The 15,290-nt window shown below is 50.0% G+C and carries 18 protein-coding genes; 3 read left to right on the top strand and 15 right to left on the bottom strand.

Going from position 1 to position 15,290, the window contains the following annotated elements; all coding sequences use genetic code 11:
- Positions 1 to 3 precede the first annotated feature (3 nt).
- From M1Q06_RS08750 to M1Q06_RS08735, 4 genes are all read right to left on the bottom strand, one after another.
- The gene (locus tag M1Q06_RS08750) at positions 4 to 561 is read right to left on the bottom strand and encodes an SCO family protein (RefSeq protein WP_434399340.1); all 558 of its coding nucleotides are present in this window, start codon (positions 559 to 561) and stop codon (positions 4 to 6) included.
- Between the two features lie 95 nt (positions 562 to 656).
- Positions 657 to 785, bottom strand: a complete 129-nt coding sequence (locus tag M1Q06_RS08745; RefSeq protein ID WP_083509135.1) for a YvrJ family protein — start codon at positions 783 to 785, stop codon at positions 657 to 659.
- 60 nt (positions 786 to 845) lie between these two features.
- Positions 846 to 1,061 carry a DUF2922 domain-containing protein gene (locus M1Q06_RS08740; protein WP_274625876.1) on the bottom strand — a complete coding sequence of 72 codons (216 nt, stop codon included), beginning with the start codon at positions 1,059 to 1,061 and terminating at the stop codon, positions 846 to 848.
- An 18-nt stretch (positions 1,062 to 1,079) separates the two neighbouring features.
- Positions 1,080 to 1,298, bottom strand: coding sequence for a DUF1659 domain-containing protein (locus tag M1Q06_RS08735; protein WP_058380731.1), 219 nt, complete (start codon positions 1,296 to 1,298; stop codon positions 1,080 to 1,082).
- A 118-nt stretch (positions 1,299 to 1,416) separates the two neighbouring features.
- On the opposite strand from M1Q06_RS08735, the gene M1Q06_RS08730 reads away from it, so the two are divergent.
- Positions 1,417 to 1,851, top strand: coding sequence for a DUF2621 domain-containing protein (locus tag M1Q06_RS08730; RefSeq protein WP_083509134.1), 435 nt, complete (start codon positions 1,417 to 1,419; stop codon positions 1,849 to 1,851).
- Between the two features lie 295 nt (positions 1,852 to 2,146).
- On the opposite strand, the gene M1Q06_RS08725 is transcribed toward M1Q06_RS08730, so the two are convergent.
- The 7 genes from M1Q06_RS08725 to M1Q06_RS08695 form a co-directional block, all read right to left on the bottom strand.
- Positions 2,147 to 2,653: a CcdC family protein gene (locus M1Q06_RS08725; RefSeq protein ID WP_434399337.1), complete on the bottom strand. Its 507-nt coding sequence runs from the start codon at positions 2,651 to 2,653 to the stop codon at positions 2,147 to 2,149.
- A complete protein-coding gene (locus M1Q06_RS08720) occupies positions 2,646 to 2,969 on the bottom strand; it encodes a thioredoxin family protein (protein ID WP_434399335.1) in 324 nt (107 codons plus the stop codon). Before M1Q06_RS08720 ends, M1Q06_RS08725 begins: the two co-directional genes overlap by 8 nt.
- Positions 2,970 to 2,984: 15 nt before the next feature.
- Positions 2,985 to 3,695: a cytochrome c biogenesis CcdA family protein gene (locus tag M1Q06_RS08715; RefSeq protein WP_121299728.1), complete on the bottom strand. Its 711-nt coding sequence runs from the start codon at positions 3,693 to 3,695 to the stop codon at positions 2,985 to 2,987.
- A 248-nt stretch (positions 3,696 to 3,943) separates the two neighbouring features.
- Positions 3,944 to 5,317, bottom strand: a complete 1,374-nt coding sequence (gene argH, locus M1Q06_RS08710) for an argininosuccinate lyase (protein ID WP_058380734.1) — start codon at positions 5,315 to 5,317, stop codon at positions 3,944 to 3,946.
- Positions 5,314 to 6,546, bottom strand: coding sequence for an argininosuccinate synthase (locus M1Q06_RS08705; protein WP_058380735.1), 1,233 nt, complete (start codon positions 6,544 to 6,546; stop codon positions 5,314 to 5,316). The genes argH and M1Q06_RS08705 overlap by 4 nt, the downstream gene beginning before the upstream one ends.
- Positions 6,547 to 6,767: 221 nt before the next feature.
- Entirely contained in the window at positions 6,768 to 7,361 is a 594-nt protein-coding gene (locus M1Q06_RS08700) for a DUF3221 domain-containing protein (protein WP_434399332.1), read from the bottom strand.
- Between the two features lie 87 nt (positions 7,362 to 7,448).
- Positions 7,449 to 8,399: an MBL fold metallo-hydrolase gene (locus M1Q06_RS08695; RefSeq protein ID WP_404333487.1), complete on the bottom strand. Its 951-nt coding sequence runs from the start codon at positions 8,397 to 8,399 to the stop codon at positions 7,449 to 7,451.
- A 372-nt stretch (positions 8,400 to 8,771) separates the two neighbouring features.
- Between M1Q06_RS08695 and proC the strand changes: the two genes are divergently transcribed.
- Together proC and namA are read left to right on the top strand one after the other, a co-directional pair.
- A complete protein-coding gene (gene proC, locus M1Q06_RS08690) occupies positions 8,772 to 9,575 on the top strand; it encodes a pyrroline-5-carboxylate reductase (protein ID WP_274625571.1) in 804 nt (267 codons plus the stop codon).
- 164 nt (positions 9,576 to 9,739) lie between these two features.
- A complete protein-coding gene (namA, locus tag M1Q06_RS08685; RefSeq protein ID WP_434399329.1) occupies positions 9,740 to 10,756 on the top strand; it encodes an NADPH dehydrogenase NamA in 1,017 nt (338 codons plus the stop codon).
- 498 nt (positions 10,757 to 11,254) lie between these two features.
- Here the strand turns inward: namA and M1Q06_RS08680 are convergent, their stop codons facing one another.
- The 4 genes from M1Q06_RS08680 to M1Q06_RS08665 are packed head-to-tail and all read right to left on the bottom strand — an operon-like array spanning position 11,255 to position 15,258.
- Positions 11,255 to 12,322, bottom strand: a complete 1,068-nt coding sequence (locus M1Q06_RS08680; protein WP_434399327.1) for an ABC transporter ATP-binding protein — start codon at positions 12,320 to 12,322, stop codon at positions 11,255 to 11,257.
- Entirely contained in the window at positions 12,319 to 13,146 is an 828-nt protein-coding gene (locus tag M1Q06_RS08675) for an ABC transporter permease (RefSeq protein ID WP_434399325.1), read from the bottom strand. The genes M1Q06_RS08680 and M1Q06_RS08675 overlap by 4 nt, the downstream gene beginning before the upstream one ends.
- On the bottom strand, positions 13,146 to 14,030 hold the full coding sequence (locus M1Q06_RS08670; RefSeq protein ID WP_121299743.1) for an ABC transporter permease: 885 nt from the start codon (positions 14,028 to 14,030) through the stop codon (positions 13,146 to 13,148). Before M1Q06_RS08670 ends, M1Q06_RS08675 begins: the two co-directional genes overlap by 1 nt.
- On the bottom strand, positions 14,014 to 15,258 hold the full coding sequence (locus tag M1Q06_RS08665; protein WP_434399322.1) for an ABC transporter substrate-binding protein: 1,245 nt from the start codon (positions 15,256 to 15,258) through the stop codon (positions 14,014 to 14,016). Before M1Q06_RS08665 ends, M1Q06_RS08670 begins: the two co-directional genes overlap by 17 nt.
- Positions 15,259 to 15,290 lie beyond the last annotated feature (32 nt).

Genomic DNA, 15,290 nt, shown 5'->3' with positions numbered 1-15,290 from the left:
TTTTCATTGTGAGAGTCTCTGCATGTCTTCAATGATTTCCGCTGTCGGAACTTGTTCAAAACCGTCGTAATTGCCAACGACTACCCCTTCTTGGTCAACCAGGTAAAAAGACGTGCCGTGGATGACCTGGTCGCTGTTCGGGTCGTTCTTGACCAAGGATTTAAAATTTTTCGTCGCAAACTCCGCGATCTCATCTTGCGAATAGCCCGTCAGCAAATGCCATTTGCTTTCATCCGGAATCGGGTAATGCGACAAGTATTCCTGCATTTTTTCCGGCGTGTCTTCTTTTGGGTCTACGCTAAATGCGACAATTTTGTAGTCGCTTAAGCCTTTCGCTTCCATTTCCTTTTGCAAGTCAGCCATATTGAAAGTCATCGGCGGGCACACCGTCTCACAATTCGTGAAGACAAATGTCGCCAGCCAAAGCGTCCCTTCCAATTGCTGCTTGCTTACTTGTTCGCCGCGGTGGTCGGTATAATTGAAATCTTCGACCGCATCCGCGCCGCATGCTGCGAGAAACAGCATCAGCGCTGACAGAAGCACCGCCCATTTCCACTTCATATGATTGCCCCCACTCTCGTAACTGCCTATATCATAGCCGAACAAGGGCTTGAAAACAATCCAGGTTACCACTTCAGAAATCACAACTTTGTGAATTACGGCGTCTTCATCGTAATGAGCGCGTCATGTATCGCGACAAGTTTGCCTTCCACACGGTGCATCAGGTAAAACGAAACGAATATCGGAAATCCGAGTTCCTGTATCCATTGCATCCACTCCTGCATCGAAGCGCCTCCTTTCTTTCTAAAAAAAGCCTTCCCGCATTTGCGGGAAGGCCCTGTTCATTAAACTTCGTATTCGACGACGTTGCGTTCGACGACACGTGCGCCTTTAGCGAGCGCAAACGGCGATCCGCCGACTTCAAAGATATTTTGATCGACGATCGTCTGCATGCCGGTGATGATTTCCTGCGCCGTCAAGTCTTCCCTCGGCTCATCGACCGTCAAGGTGACCGCTTTGTTTGCGGCCGTTTCAAAAATCAATTCCAATGTTTTTGCCATGTGTCCCACTCCTCCTCATTATTGGTAGATGCTTGAACCGGAGATTTTCTCCAATTCCATAAGCGGTTTCGTGCCGAATGTTTCCAACACTTGCGCTGCCTGGAAAATCCCATCAGCAGTAGCCGCTTCCGCCACGTTTTGGTACGCCTTCACTTTGCGCTTCAAGCGCCCTTGCTCATCAAGCCCGTTGTCAAACGTCAAGCGCATGCTTGCGTTCTTAAAATCGCTGAATGCCATATTGCTCACCCCCTTTCATTCGCTATATAGACATAAACACGAAAAAAGGATACATTTCAGGTGAATTTTTTTTCGTGGGCTTCTATAATGGTAGAGAGAATGATTGAGGTGAGACGAAGTGGAATTAGAAGGCTGGTTTTTATGGTTCATATTGTTCTGGGTCGTTGTGCTGGTCGGGCTGTTCGCGATCGGCGGCTATTTTATGTTCCGGAAATTCCTGAAATCGATGCCAAAAGAAGACGGCTTATCGGATCTGAACTGGGAAGAATACTACGTAGAAAAGACGATCCACCTATGGGGAGCCGAAGAAAAAGAGCTATTGAACGAACTCGTACAGCCGGTGCCGGACCTGTTCCGCCCGGTAGCGAAACAAAAAATCGCAGGGCGCATCGGCGAGATCCTGCTGGAGGAAAAAGCCAAGAAAATGGAAATGCAACACATTATCCGTGGCTATATCCAAGCGACGCCAAAACGCGACCACAAATTTTTGCGCAAAAAAATGGCCGAACTCGAAATCGATGTCACGCCCTATGAGCAATATTTCGAACAATAACCATAAAAAAACGCTGCTCCCTATTCGGGAACAGCGTTTTTTTCAAAGTATTTATGAATTCTGTGATTTGCTGTGAATAAAAAGGAGATCACTTATTCTATATTTAAAGCTCAGTGTTCTCTCCAAGTATTTGGAGAAGCGTTCGCTCGACTCCAGTGGATTAGCGAGACGACCGAGACCCCGCAAGACGCAAAGCGGCTGAGGAGGCTTGGGCGCGAGCCCACGGAAAGCGAGCGATAAGCTTCGGAAAATACGAGTTCTTACCTTTCTCGACAAACTAAAAAAACGCTGCTCCCTATTCGGGAACAGCGTTTTTTTGTCCTGCGATCAATTGGTATTTGCGCAGCATCGCAAGACGCCACGGCACGAGCATGCCAAAAGCGAGTAGCCAAAACATGCCGCCAAGCTCCCCAACATCAATCGACGAGCTCAGGATGACTTTCGCCAGCAGGCGCACAAGCAATAACCCGAGCAAAATGAAGACGAACGCTTTGGAGCGCTTTAAATAGATTTCCCCATCACGCACTTCGAACTTCGACGTGCGGATCAGGATGATCGAAAACAAAGCACCGACGAGCAGCGCTTCAGCGATTTGCAGCGGCGCCACCCGGAAAAACGGGAAAATGAACATCAAGGCGCCGGTCGACATGAACAAAGGCGGCAAAATGATTTTTTTGACCGAGACCGGTTTTTTTGCCGATTTCGAGCGGACGATAATTGCGAGCGTACCCATGATGAGCGCGCCGATGGTCGTCACGGCCAAGAAAACGGCTGGCGGGATGCTATTGAATAATTCATCCATCCAATTCTGCCTCCAATTCGCCGAGGCGGCTCTCCAGTTCATCCATGCGCACGAAACGGGCGAAACGTAGCTGTTCTTTCCCTTGCTTGAAAAGAATGACCACAGGCGCCGTGAACAGCATCAACTGCCCGGCGATTTCCGGAACGCGCGCTGCATTGACCAAATAGAACGGAATGGATGCATCCTGCTCCAATCCTTCGACTTGCGGTTTCAGCCCTTCGCATACCGAACAATGGTCGGTTTTGACGAATAGCAGAAATGATTCGCAGCTTTCTATTTTCTGTTGGAATTGATCCATTGAAGAAATGGTTTCCATCTCGTCACCTACTTTTTAGAATCCTTGGAAATCCCCGAAAATCGGGCTCAAAATGCGGATAATGTATGTCATGCCGTCAAAGAACAACAAGACCCCTACCGCGATCATGATGAATCCGCCGACTTTCATGATCGTGCTGTGATGCTTGCGCAGCCAGCCGAGGCGGGTAACGAAAAACGACAAAACAAAAAATGGAATCGCAAAGCCGAGTACGTAGGCGAGCATATACCAAATGCCTGATCCGGGATTGGCCGCAGCGAGCGCATAAATTGCCGCTGTGATCGGTCCGGTACATGGCGTCCAGCCAGCCGCAAACGCGAGGCCGATAACGAAAGTGCCCAAAAATCCGGAAGGCCGATTCTTGAACGAGAACTTGCGGTCTTGCATCAAGAATTTCGGCGTGAAGACCCCAACGATCATCAGTCCGAAAATGATGATGAACAAAGCGCCCACTTGGCGAATCAATTCATCGTAGCGTACAAACCATTCATAAAAGAACGATGTGCTAAAGCCCAACGCGATGAAAATGGTGGAAAAGCCCAATAGGAAAAATAAAGTATGGAACATTCCACGGCGCTGCATTACTTTTCGGTCATTTTTAATCTCATCCATGGTCATGCCTGTAATATAAGATAAAAAGGCAGGATACAAAGGCAATGTACATGGCGAGATGAAACTCAAGAATCCGGCACCGAAAGCCAAAAGTAAATTAATATCGGTTGCCATTCGAACACGCTCCTCTCTCTCACGAACTCTATCTTATCAGAGATAGTGCGCAAAAACCGCCAAATTGCCTGTGAAATCTTTATGGACATTTCCATAATCTTCACGCTTTCGCCCTATATGTTAAGGATACACGCAAAGGGCCATAACGCCATAAAAAAACCGGCTCTCTTTAGGGGGAAGAGAGCCGGGCGCAAGTAACTTGCCTGTTGTACCGAACAGAACAAGCGCGCATATAAATGGACTAATGATCACCCGATGAGTTTCTTGGCTAGTCCCAATTGATGATGTACTTGATCAAATCCTGTGCCACCTAGTGAGTTGCGGCGTTTGACGGCCGTCTGCGGAAGCAAGGTTTCGTAAATATCGTCTTCAATGAGCGGGCTGGCTGCCTGGAGATCCTCAAGCGGCAGGTCTTTCAAATAATAGCCGCGCTGTATGCAAGTGAAGACCAGCTTGCCGGTCACATCGTGCGCTTCGCGGAACGGCATGCCTTTCGCCGCCAAATAATCCGCGAGCTCCGTCGCATTCGAGAAGTCGGAGTTCACCGCTTTTTCCATAGAGGCGGTGTTGACATTCATCGTCCGGATCATCCCTTCAAAGATCGGCAAAGATCCCATCAAGGTATGGACCGTGTCGAACATTCCTTCTTTGTCTTCCTGCATGTCTTTATTATAGGCAAGCGGCAAGCCTTTCAAAGTCGTCAGCAAGCCGAATAGATTGCCATAGACGCGTCCTGTCTTGCCGCGGACAAGTTCCGCCATATCCGGATTTTTCTTTTGCGGCATGATGCTCGAGCCGGTCGAGAAGGTATCGTCAAGTTCGATGAAACGGAACTCTTCGCTCGACCAAAGGATGATCTCCTCTGCAAAGCGTGATAAGTGCATCATAAGCATCGATGAGTTGCTGAGGAACTCCAGGATAAAGTCGCGGTCGCTGACGGCGTCCAAGCTGTTCTGGTAGACCCCTGAGAAGCCGAGCAGTTCAGCGGACAGTTCGCGGTCGATCGGGAAACTCGTCCCGGACATCGCTCCTGCTCCTAAAGGCGACACATCGATGCGTTTCAAGGATTCCTGCATGCGTTCTTTGTCGCGTTGCAACATCCAGAAATAGGTCATCAAATGATGGCCGAATGAAATCGGCTGCGCGCGCTGAAGATGGGTATACCCCGGCACGACCGTCTCAACATGCGTTTCTGCCTGCTCGACGATCGCCGACTGGAAGGCTTCAATCAGCTCGATGATTTCCGTCACGCGGTTTTTTAGATACAGGTGCATATCCGTCGCTACTTGGTCGTTGCGGCTTCTGCCGGTATGCAGTTTGCCGCCGACTGGGCCGATTTCATCAATCAGGAGTTTTTCTAAATTCAAGTGGATGTCTTCGTTCGATACGCTGTACTCGAGTTCTCCATTCTCCGCTTTTTGCTGCAGCGTCTGAAGCCCTGACAAGATCAAGTCAGCGTCTTGCTGCGGCAGGATCTTGCAGGAAGACAGCATGGTGACATGCGCCATGCTGCCTTGGAGATCCTCGAGCACTAATTTCTGGTCAAAGGAAATGGAAGCCCCGAACTCGTCGACCCACTGTTCAGCTGTCTTTTGGAAACGACCGCCCCACAGTTTGGTCATAGCTGTACCTCCTCTTTGACTTGTGCCGTGACCGCAACTTCTTTCTTGTTGATTTTCGAGTTGACGACTGTCGGCAAGCCCCATAGCTCGATGAATCCGACTGCAGACTCGTGGTTGAACGTATCGTCTGTTGAATACGTCGCCAGTTCTTCGCTGTACAAGGAGTTTGGTGACTTACGTCCTTCTGTGATGGCATGGCCTTTGAACAGTTTGACACGGACTGTGCCATTGACGAACTCCTGCGTTTCTTTTAAGAACGCTTCAAGTGCGACACGTAGAGGTGAGAACCAAAGCCCTTCGTAGATCAATTCCGTCATTTTCTTCTCGATGACCGGCTTGAAATGAGCCATTTCTTTTACCAAAGTTATATCTTCAAGTTCTTTATGCGCGGCGATCAAAGTCATCGCTGCTGGCGCTTCATAGATTTCACGGGATTTGATGCCGACCAGTCTGTTTTCCACATGGTCGATTCTGCCGACGCCATGTTTGCCTGCGACGTGGTTCAATTCGAAAATCAGATCCGTCAATTTATAGTCGATGCCGTTCAATTTCGTCGGTACACCTTTGACGAATTCGATTTCGACGATATCCGGCGTATCCGGCGTGTCTTCCAGTGCATTGGTGATATCATATGCATCTGCTGGCGGTGTTGCCCAAGGGTCTTCGAGGATGCCGCATTCGTTGGCACGGCCCCATAGGTTCATGTCGATGGAGAATGGCGAATCCAAGTTGACCGGAACCGGCACGTCATGCTGCTTGGCATAAGCGATTTCCTCATCACGCGACCAGCCCCACTGGCGAACAGGTGCGACGACTTCAAGGTCGGGGTTCAAGGATTTGATGGAAACTTCAAAACGAACTTGGTCGTTGCCTTTTCCTGTGCAGCCATGGGCAACAGCAGTTGCGCCGCTTTCTACTGCGATTTCCACGAGTTTTTTGGAAATCAACGGACGCGACAATGCAGAAACGAGCGGGTATTTGCCTTCATATAATGTATGGGCTTGAAGCGAAATGAGTGCATAGTCTTCAGCAAATTCGTCTCTGGCATCGATCATATAGCTTTCGACCGCTCCGACCTGCAGCGCTTTTTGTTTGATGAAGTCCAAGTCTTTTCCTTCTCCAATGTCGAGACAAACAGCGACGACGTCATAGCCTTGTGATTTGAGCCATGGAATGGCCACCGATGTATCTAGTCCACCTGAGTATGCGAGTACAATTTTTTTGTTCATATAATATGACCTCCTGTATTTTTATGCGTTATATGCGATGAATATACACATAATAACATGGCATTTTTTATAACGCAAGGGAAGACGCGCATAAATTTTCATGTTTTTTAGGAAATATGCAAAAAAACCGTGTTTCTTCTATAGAAAGAACAACTTCTGTGCATGCAAAAACCCGGACGGCTCGCTGCCGTCCGGGTTTTCTGCTGCCGGGATCTGCCGGCTTATTCCTCGGTGTCTTCTGCTTGTTCTTCATCTTCTTCATTGCCCATTGTATATTCCAATGTATTCATATCGATGCGCACTTCCGTTAAATCACCAGTTTCCATATTATTGAATAAAAATCCGATCTCGTCGCCGCGCACGATGGGTTGTCCCAAAATGATGAGTTTGGACAACTGCTCTTCATTGATAAAGGCCTGCAAAGCTTCCGATTGCCGCTGGGACTCTTCGTCCTGCAAGATCGTGATCTTTTCTGCTTCGCCTTGCATCGGGTAAGACTCTTCTAGCGGCCCTGTATAATCGGTTTTGACTTTCATGCCGGTGCGCAAGTCGCTGATAACGGCTTCTGTTGTTTCCCCGCCTTCTGCAAACTGGACTTCGACGTCTTCCGGAATAGCGAAGTAAATGCTATTGATGAGAATGCGTCCATCCCCGATCTGCGTAATGAATCCTTCTTCCGTCATGCCCTCTTGTTCAACTGCAATTTCCGGTTCTTCTTCATTGCCTGCCGGCTCCGCCGGTTCTGTCGGTGCGGCATCATCTGAGCAACCTGCCAATAGCAGGAATCCTGCAAGAAATAAACTAGCTTTTTTCACTTTATCCCAATCCTTTACGCTTAGATTCTTGTTGCAACTCTTAATTTTCAGTTTACCTGCTGAAGCTTAGGCATGCAACTCTGTACATTAAGCCTGGCGGTAGACGAAAATGCCCCGGTCGTTCAATCGCTCTTCAATCAAGCCGTCTTCGAGCAAGTAATCGACTTGGCCGATCGTCTCGGAAAGCGTCAGGCCGAGCTCTTTTTCGTAGGCATGCGGAAACAGCTGCTGTGTCAATTCGTAAACCGACTGCTCGCTTGACCGGTCGAGCATGGCGAGCACTTTCATCGCCCGCAAGTGCTGCTTTTCGAGCCGTGTGGAAACGAGTTCATGAACATTGCGCACGTCTTCCCCGTGGCCGCTGTAAATGACCTCTATCGGCATCTTCAATAGCCGGCTGAGGGAGGCGTTGTATTGCAGCAAAGACTTTGGGCGTCCTTCTTCCGGGTTATACGGCGGTTCGATGAGCGGGTTCGATGACACTTTCGCGATGACGTGGTCGCCGCCAATCATCGTGCGTTCTTCCGGATTCCAGAACGACAGATGGCTTTGGGCATGCCCCAAGGTCTCCATGACATGCCAGTCCGCATGACCCGGAATCGTATCGCCTTCGTTGATCGCCATATCGAGCGGGCGATTGCCCATTAAATTGAGCGGCCGCTTCATCTTCTTCATCCAGAACATCAAATCGCCCGGCACTCCCTCTTCTTTCAAACGCTCCTGATAGAACGCATCATGATAATCGAAAAAAGCTTCGTCCCGGCGCAGCCATAGATCGTTATATGGATGGCCGTACAATTTGGCGGCGTCGAAGCCGTCGACCCATCCTGCGTGATCCGGGTGGTGGTGCGTCAAAACCACTTGCTCGATGTCTTCAGGAGCGACATTCGCCGCTTTCAGTCCGGCCTTGAGCGCTTCCCAGGCTTCGGGTGTTTTCGGTCCGGCATCGATCAACGTCAACGCGTCGCCTTTCAATAAATAAGAATTGACATCTCCGACGGCAAATGGCGTCGGGATAGTGATTTTGATCGGTTCCATCATTCCCACTCCCTTAAAATGAATGTCTATTCACTTATCATACCTTGAATGGCAAGCCCCGTCACGCCAGCTGGCCGATTTGACAAATAAAATTTCTTTACTTATAATTTAATAACATATGTAAGCGTAGATGAAGATTAGTACGGAAGATGATGGGTACAAGAGAGTGCCGCCAACGCTGAAACGCCGCACCCCCGCTCCCTTCCTGAACCTGCTTCTGAGCTGCCGTGCAAACACGGCCGTCTGTCCGCGATAAGGATATCGAGTTGTGCAAACGTGCAAACTTAGGTGGTACCGCGGAAACAAGCGTTTTCGTCCTTGGAATAACAGGGATGATTGCGCTTTTTATTTTGAGAAAAGGAAGTGGAATGTATGAAAATTGTATGTGTAGGGGCCGGATCGATGGCCGAATCCATGATCCACGGCTGGATCAATAAGCGAATTATGAAACCCGATGAAATCTCCGTCATGAACCGGTCAGATCAGGACCGTTTGGAATTTTTGCATGATGAATACGGCGTTAACATTGTGTGCGACGACAAGACCGAACTGAGAGATGCTGATTTCATCCTGCTCGCGATGAAACCGAAAGATGTCGAAGTGGCATTGAAAGGCATCCGCGAAAAATTGACCGGGGATACCGTCATCGTTTCTGTTGCGGCAGGCGTTTCGATTGACACGATCCAAAAACATGTCGGCGATTTCGCTGTTGCCCGCGCCATGCCGAATACCTCTGCGCAAATCGGCAAGTCGGCCACAGGCGTCGCCTGGAGCAAATTCGTCACCAAAGAACAGCAACACTTGCTGAGAAAGCTCTTGTCATCGATCGGCGGCGTGACGGTCGTAGAAGAAGACCAATTGCATGCAGTGACCGGCATTGCCGGAAGCGGCCCGGCGTATCTCTATTATTTCGCTGAGTCCATGGTGCAAGCTGGAATTGACAACGGTTTGTCTTCTGCCGATGCGAAGAAACTGGTGCGCCAAACATTCGACGGCGCAGCGGAAATGCTCCAGCAGGAAGATTTCGGCGAATTGCGCAAACGCGTCACGAGCCCGAACGGCACAACAGCAGCCGGTCTTCAAGCCCTCTATGATAACGACTTCAAGCGCATCGTCGGAGACTGCGTCACTTCGGCTGCTAACCGCTCCCGCGAACTCGGGAAAGAATTCGAATAAAACCCCATCACACCCCACAGAAGCGACAGCTTTTGCGGGGTGTTTCTGTTTACCCTGATGTTTTCATCGCTAAAGAAGCAGGTCAAGCAAGGCTTTCGAATCGAACGCCCGCGGGATTTCCGGTATACTAATCTCTTGTATAGAGACTGAAGGAGGAATTTCACGTGGCAAAACTTTTCGAAGAATTTGAGCTCAAGGGCGTCCTTTTCAAAAACCGCATCGTCATGGCCCCGATGTGCATGTACCAAAGCGACAAAGAAGATGGGCATGTGACCGATTGGCATCGTGTCCATTACCCGACGCGCGCAGTTGGCGGCGTTGGATTGATCATCACTGAAGCCACTGCCGTCCAGCCGATCGGGCGCATTTCTTCCCGCGACCTCGGCATATGGGATGATGCCCATATCGACGGACAGGCGGAAATCGTCCGCTTGATGAAAGCGAATGGCGCGAAAACCGGCATCCAATTGGCGCATGCCGGCAGAAAAGCGACAGTCGATGGCGACATCCAGGCACCGAGCGCGATCGCCTTCAATGATAAATACAAAACACCGAAAGCAATGACAATCGAAGAAATCGATGACACCGTCCAAGCGTTCCGGGATGGCGCTGTACGCGCCAAAAAAGCCGGCTTCGACGTCATCGAAATCCACGCAGCCCATGGCTATTTGATCAATCAGTTCTTATCTCCTTTGACCAACCAACGTACTGACGAGTACGGCGGCAGCAGCGAGAACCGTTACCGTCTGCTGCGCCGCGTATTGGATGAAGTGAATTCGGTTTGGGACGGACCCTTGTTCGTGCGCATTTCGGCAGAAGATTACTCAGACGGCGGCATGACGCCTGAACAATACGTCGAGATGACCAAATGGATGAAACAGCAGAACGTCGATTTGATCGATGTCAGTTCAGGGGCTGTCGTGCCGGCACAGATTCCAGTATTCCCTGGCTATCAAGTGAATTTTGCGGAAACGATCAAAAAAGAGACACCAATCGCAACCGGCGCTGTCGGCTTGATCACGGAGCCGCGCCATGCTGAAGAAATTCTCCAAAACGGCCGTGCCGATTTCATCTTCCTGGCACGCGAATTGCTGCGCAACCCGTATTGGGCCTACACTGCCGCTCAGACGCTCGGAGCCGATATCGAAGCTCCTGTGCCTTATGAGCGGGGTTGGATATGAGACAGTTGCAAAATAGCTGTAATTTAGTATACTGAAAGTAACGAAAAAAACCGGATGCTGTATGCATCCGGCCAGCTGCATGCCGCCTTTCGAGGGCGGTCGGCTGGACACTATAGGTTTATCAAATAACCGTCAGCCCACGCCAATGGGACGGTTATTTTTTTTTCGGAATGACCAGAATCAAGGATATGACAAGCGTCAATGCGCTGATCGTCAACCCGACACTCGTGAACACAAGCGAAAATGCTTCTGCCATGGTCATGCTACCACCCCCTTTCTATAGGGAATGGCCAAACCGCCCTCATGCAGCTGTACCTTTATTTTACCACAAACAGAACACTTGTTCTATTGATAACTGTAAAAATAATCAGTAAAAATAACCCAATTGAACTCAGCACTTTCCGGAATGACGCCTATGTTGTCAGAGGCTTCCGTTAGCTAGAAAATCATGAAGCCCCTTGCCGCGTTGATGGCAAGGGGCTTTTAACTTGAGTGATGCTATTCTTTTAAAAAACGGACTGCCTTCATATCCACCAGCAAATCGATCGCTTCCCCGACGGTTGTTTTTTCCGCTTGGGCAGTAGTAAACAAACATTCCAGCAGCTGGTTTCCTGCTTTCACTTTCAGGCTGTACATGCCGCGCGAGTATTTCATTTCCTGGACGATGCCTTGAATCCGGACATGGCCTGATTGATCACTTTCCGCCGTTTTGATCGCTTCTGGCCTGATGACCATAAAATAATCGCCATCTGCCAACTGGCTGATGCCATCCACTTCAAGAAATCCGTCCGAAGAGACGAAACGGCCATTTTCCAGGGCACCACTCAAGATGTTTCGCAAGCCAAGGAAAGCAGCGACCGCTGTCGTGTCGGGGCGTTCGTATAATTCTCTCGCATTGCCGACTTGGCGCAATGCCCCTTCGCCCATGACCGCGATCCGGTCGGATAACGCAAAAGCTTCATCGCGGTCGTGCGTCACGAACAAAATGGTGACACGAAATTCTTTTTGGATTCGGCTTAACAGTTCGCGCATTTCTTCCCGCAAGCCCGGATCGAGCGCACTGAATGGTTCATCCATCAACAAGACGCGCGGATTCGCCACTAAGGCCCTGGCGAGTGCCACGCGCTGCTGCTGCCCACCGCTTAGTTCATCCGGAAAACGGCTGCCGAATCCACTGAGCCCCACATGTTCGAGCATATCGCGGGCAGCTTTCAAGCGCTGCTTTTTGCCGACTTTCTGCATTTTCAAGGCAAAAGCGACATTGTCTTCAATGTTTTTATGCGGAAACAGCAAGGATTGCTGAAACACCATCGCGAATTGTCTCGATTCAGGAGGCACATTTGTCAGGTTTTTATCCCCTATCCAAATCTCCCCGCCATCTGCCTCCAATAAGCCAGCAACCAATTTCAGCAAAGTCGTCTTACCGCAGCCGGAAGGCCCAAGCAGCGAGAAGAACTCTCCTTCGCGAATGGACAGCCGGACCGGGCGAAGCATGAACGACGCATCGTTTTTTGGCTTTACGGCTCTGTACCGCTTTTCTATATCGATGATGCGTAAATCACTCACGGTTTCACTCCTTTCGCGGGATCCTGTGAGTCTTTATTCAATTGATAATAACGTTTTAAAGCGGCGTCCATTCCAACCAAAGCCGCAATGGCAAGGGCTGCATAGAGCAATGAATAAGCCGAGGCAATGCCTGGGTCTCCTCCACTGACAAACGGGAACAGCAAAATCGGCAAGGTAACTACTTGACCGGCACCGATGATGATGGTGATCAAGTATTGGCTCAAGGAAATCAAGACGCTCAAACTTGCACCTGCCATTATGCCTGGCAACAGATGCGGCAGCACGACGTGAAAGAATCGCGGCAGCGCACGCGCTCCCAGCATGCGCGCTTGGTCTTCCCAATCAACCGATAAAGTTTGATAGCTAATCATGACCGCACGGAACATATACGGCAAAGTCGGCGCGATATGCGCCAACACAACCCCAACAACGGTTTCAGTCAATCCGAGCCGCAAAAAGGTCAAGTGGATCCCCATGACTGAGATAAAAGGCGGAATGATGATCGGCGCAAAAATGATCGCTTCGAACAACCATCTGCCGCGGACTGGATAACGCACCAACGCGTTGGCCGCCGGGATCGCCAGTAAGATGTTCACGGCTGTTACAATCAAGGCAATCCATAAGCTGATCCCGACCGCTTGCCAGGTTCGCCCGTCATTTAATATATATTCCCACGCACGAAAACTCCATGACTCAGGCAACACATCCGGCCAGCGCCAGCCGAATGACAGGCTCGACAATAGCAAGGGAACAAATGGCACGATGATGAAAATGATTAATGTAATGAAGACAAACAAGGACAGAAGGCGTGGATGTCTTTTCATTAGCCCCACCCCTTTAGCACATTCCAGCGCTTACTGAAGTAATACGCCACTAGACCCAGTAAAATCGTGATAGCCGCGAGAATCATATTGACCGCAAGCGCTTCGGGGCGATCCGAAAGCGTGCCGCTTGTGTAAAGCTGGTACGAATAAACCGGCAGCACACTTGGATAAGTGACACCTAGTAGATAAGGTACTTCAAAAGCGGAAAAAGTAAACACAAAGACGATAAACGTCGCAATCGCCCACGCCGGCATCATGACCGGCACGACCACTTCCCGGACGAATTGCCAATTGCCCGCACCGAAAACGCGCGACACTTCACGCCAGGAGCCATGGATCCGTGACAGCACCGGATACAGCATAAGTGCTACAAAAGGCGCTTCTTTCCAAGCGTAAGTGAGGATGATTCCCCAACCGAACGGGTCATTGACGAGCACCGGAAAATCCGTGATGTCGTCAATCCAGCCAAATGCCGCAAGGAGTCTCGATACAAATCCGCTTTGGGTGAACAGCAGCACGATGATATAGCCAGCGACCAGATGCGGTATGGTCAACGGCAATTGGAATAAGCGATGCCAAGCCTTCGGCGACGCGGATTTCATGGAATCATTGAGAAAAAACAAAGCCAAGGCAACGAGCGCCCCGATGACTGCCGACAGCAATGAAGACAGCGCCGCTATCCGCAACGTGAGCGCCATCGATTCCCAAAAAGAGCCTGAATGCAGGAGACTGTCGTAGGCTGCAAAGGTCAATTCCGTCTCCCCGATTGCCGGAAAATAGCCGAAGCTTTTCAGCAGCCCATCAAAAATCCCCCCGAAAAACAGGAGGATGATCGTACCGGCGGCCGGCAGTAGCAAAAGATACGGTTTACTCTTTCGCCACATGTTCCGTCCACCCTTTTTCAATGATGTCGATATAATCTGAAGACAATTCAGGCAAGCGGTTTTGTTCCAATTCTTCTATTGAAAGTGTCGCTTCCCCGAGATCCACTGCATTCATCGCCTGTTGCTGTTCAGGCGATAGTTTTTCCAATTCGAGCGCCGTCAAATCGCCCCAATTTTCTGGGGACAATTTGGCGGTTTGGGCGGCAGGCGACATTAGTTCATTGATCGCGACAAGCGCCCCTGCTTTATCTGATGCGTTAAACGGAATTGACAGGAAGTGCGTATTCGCAAGCGTTCCCCCGTCTAATAGATAGGTGCGGGTCGACTCCGGAAAACGTCCCTTCAACACTTCACTCGCAGCGAGCGCTGGATCGTAGCTCATTGTCATGCCGATTTCACCGCTCGCAAACAATTGGTCTTGTTTCGCCAAGCTTTCCGGATACGTTTCGCCTTCGCGCCATAAATACGGCTCGATGCTATTCAAGTATTGCCACATCGGCTCGAGGCGTTGTTCCAAACCTTCAATCTCGGCAGCGGGTTGCTGGTACTGCTCGTGTCCGCCAGTCGTTTCATACAATACCTGGCGGACAAAAGCACTTCCTGTGAAATCAGGCGGTGCAGGGTATGTGAACTGTCCCGGATGTTCCTGTACCCAATCGGCGAGTTCAGCCATCGATTTCGGCGGGGTTTCGTGTTTACTTTCATCATGCACGAACACGAATTGCGCCTTGCCCCATGGTGCTTCCAAGCCTTCCACCGGTTCTCCGAAATCCTGTGAAACTTCCGGTGCATCGGAATCGATGTAGTCATTGAAATTCGGCAATTGTCCGGTGAAATCTCCCCACAGCAAGTCGTTGTCTTTTGCGGCTTTGAAGTTCTCGCCGTTGATCCAGATAATGTCCATGCTGCCGTCGCTTTTCCCAGCTATTTTTTCGTCGAGCAATTGGTTGATGATGTCTTGCGCGTCATTCATCGGCACACGGGTCAACTCGATGCCGTGCTGTTCTTTCATGCGCGGCGCGACCCATTCATCCAAATAAGTATTGATGTTATCGTTTCCGCCCCACATGTACATATTGACTTCCTGCCCTTGCGCCGCGTCTTGAATAACGCCCCAGTCATCTGTCAATAAGCTGTCTGCATCGGTTGCGTTTCCTGCATCTCCGGATGAACAAGCTGACAAGGCGAGTGCCAGAATGCCCAATGACGCTATTGGATATTTTTTCATTAATTCCACTTCCTAATTCCTTTTATGCTACT

This window comes from Planococcus sp. 11815 (genome assembly GCF_051096385.1).
GTDB lineage: Bacteria > Bacillota > Bacilli > Bacillales_A > Planococcaceae > Planococcus > Planococcus citreus.
Note: the sequence above shows the minus strand (reverse complement) of the source record. Positions and strands in the feature narration are given on the sequence as shown.

What these genes read in the sequence shown, in the direction of transcription:
- M1Q06_RS08750 (WP_434399340.1), bottom strand. Translation starts at nt 561, where the DNA reads ATGAAGTGGAAATGGGCGGTGCTTCTGTCAGCGCTGATGCTGTTTCTC.
- M1Q06_RS08745 (WP_083509135.1), bottom strand. Translation starts at nt 785, where the DNA reads ATGCAGGAGTGGATGCAATGGATACAGGAACTCGGATTTCCGATATTC.
- M1Q06_RS08740 (WP_274625876.1), bottom strand. Translation starts at nt 1,061, where the DNA reads ATGGCAAAAACATTGGAATTGATTTTTGAAACGGCCGCAAACAAAGCG.
- M1Q06_RS08735 (WP_058380731.1), bottom strand. Translation starts at nt 1,298, where the DNA reads ATGGCATTCAGCGATTTTAAGAACGCAAGCATGCGCTTGACGTTTGAC.
- M1Q06_RS08725 (WP_434399337.1), bottom strand. Translation starts at nt 2,653, where the DNA reads ATGGATGAATTATTCAATAGCATCCCGCCAGCCGTTTTCTTGGCCGTG.
- M1Q06_RS08720 (WP_434399335.1), bottom strand. Translation starts at nt 2,969, where the DNA reads ATGGAAACCATTTCTTCAATGGATCAATTCCAACAGAAAATAGAAAGC.
- M1Q06_RS08715 (WP_121299728.1), bottom strand. Translation starts at nt 3,695, where the DNA reads ATGGCAACCGATATTAATTTACTTTTGGCTTTCGGTGCCGGATTCTTG.
- argH (WP_058380734.1), bottom strand. Translation starts at nt 5,317, where the DNA reads ATGACCAAACTGTGGGGCGGTCGTTTCCAAAAGACAGCTGAACAGTGG.
- M1Q06_RS08705 (WP_058380735.1), bottom strand. Translation starts at nt 6,546, where the DNA reads ATGAACAAAAAAATTGTACTCGCATACTCAGGTGGACTAGATACATCG.
- M1Q06_RS08695 (WP_404333487.1), bottom strand. Translation starts at nt 8,399, where the DNA reads ATGGAACCGATCAAAATCACTATCCCGACGCCATTTGCCGTCGGAGAT.
- proC (WP_274625571.1), top strand. Translation starts at nt 8,772, where the DNA reads ATGAAAATTGTATGTGTAGGGGCCGGATCGATGGCCGAATCCATGATC.
- M1Q06_RS08675 (WP_434399325.1), bottom strand. Translation starts at nt 13,146, where the DNA reads ATGAAAAGACATCCACGCCTTCTGTCCTTGTTTGTCTTCATTACATTA.
- M1Q06_RS08670 (WP_121299743.1), bottom strand. Translation starts at nt 14,030, where the DNA reads ATGTGGCGAAAGAGTAAACCGTATCTTTTGCTACTGCCGGCCGCCGGT.
- M1Q06_RS08665 (WP_434399322.1), bottom strand. Translation starts at nt 15,258, where the DNA reads ATGAAAAAATATCCAATAGCGTCATTGGGCATTCTGGCACTCGCCTTG.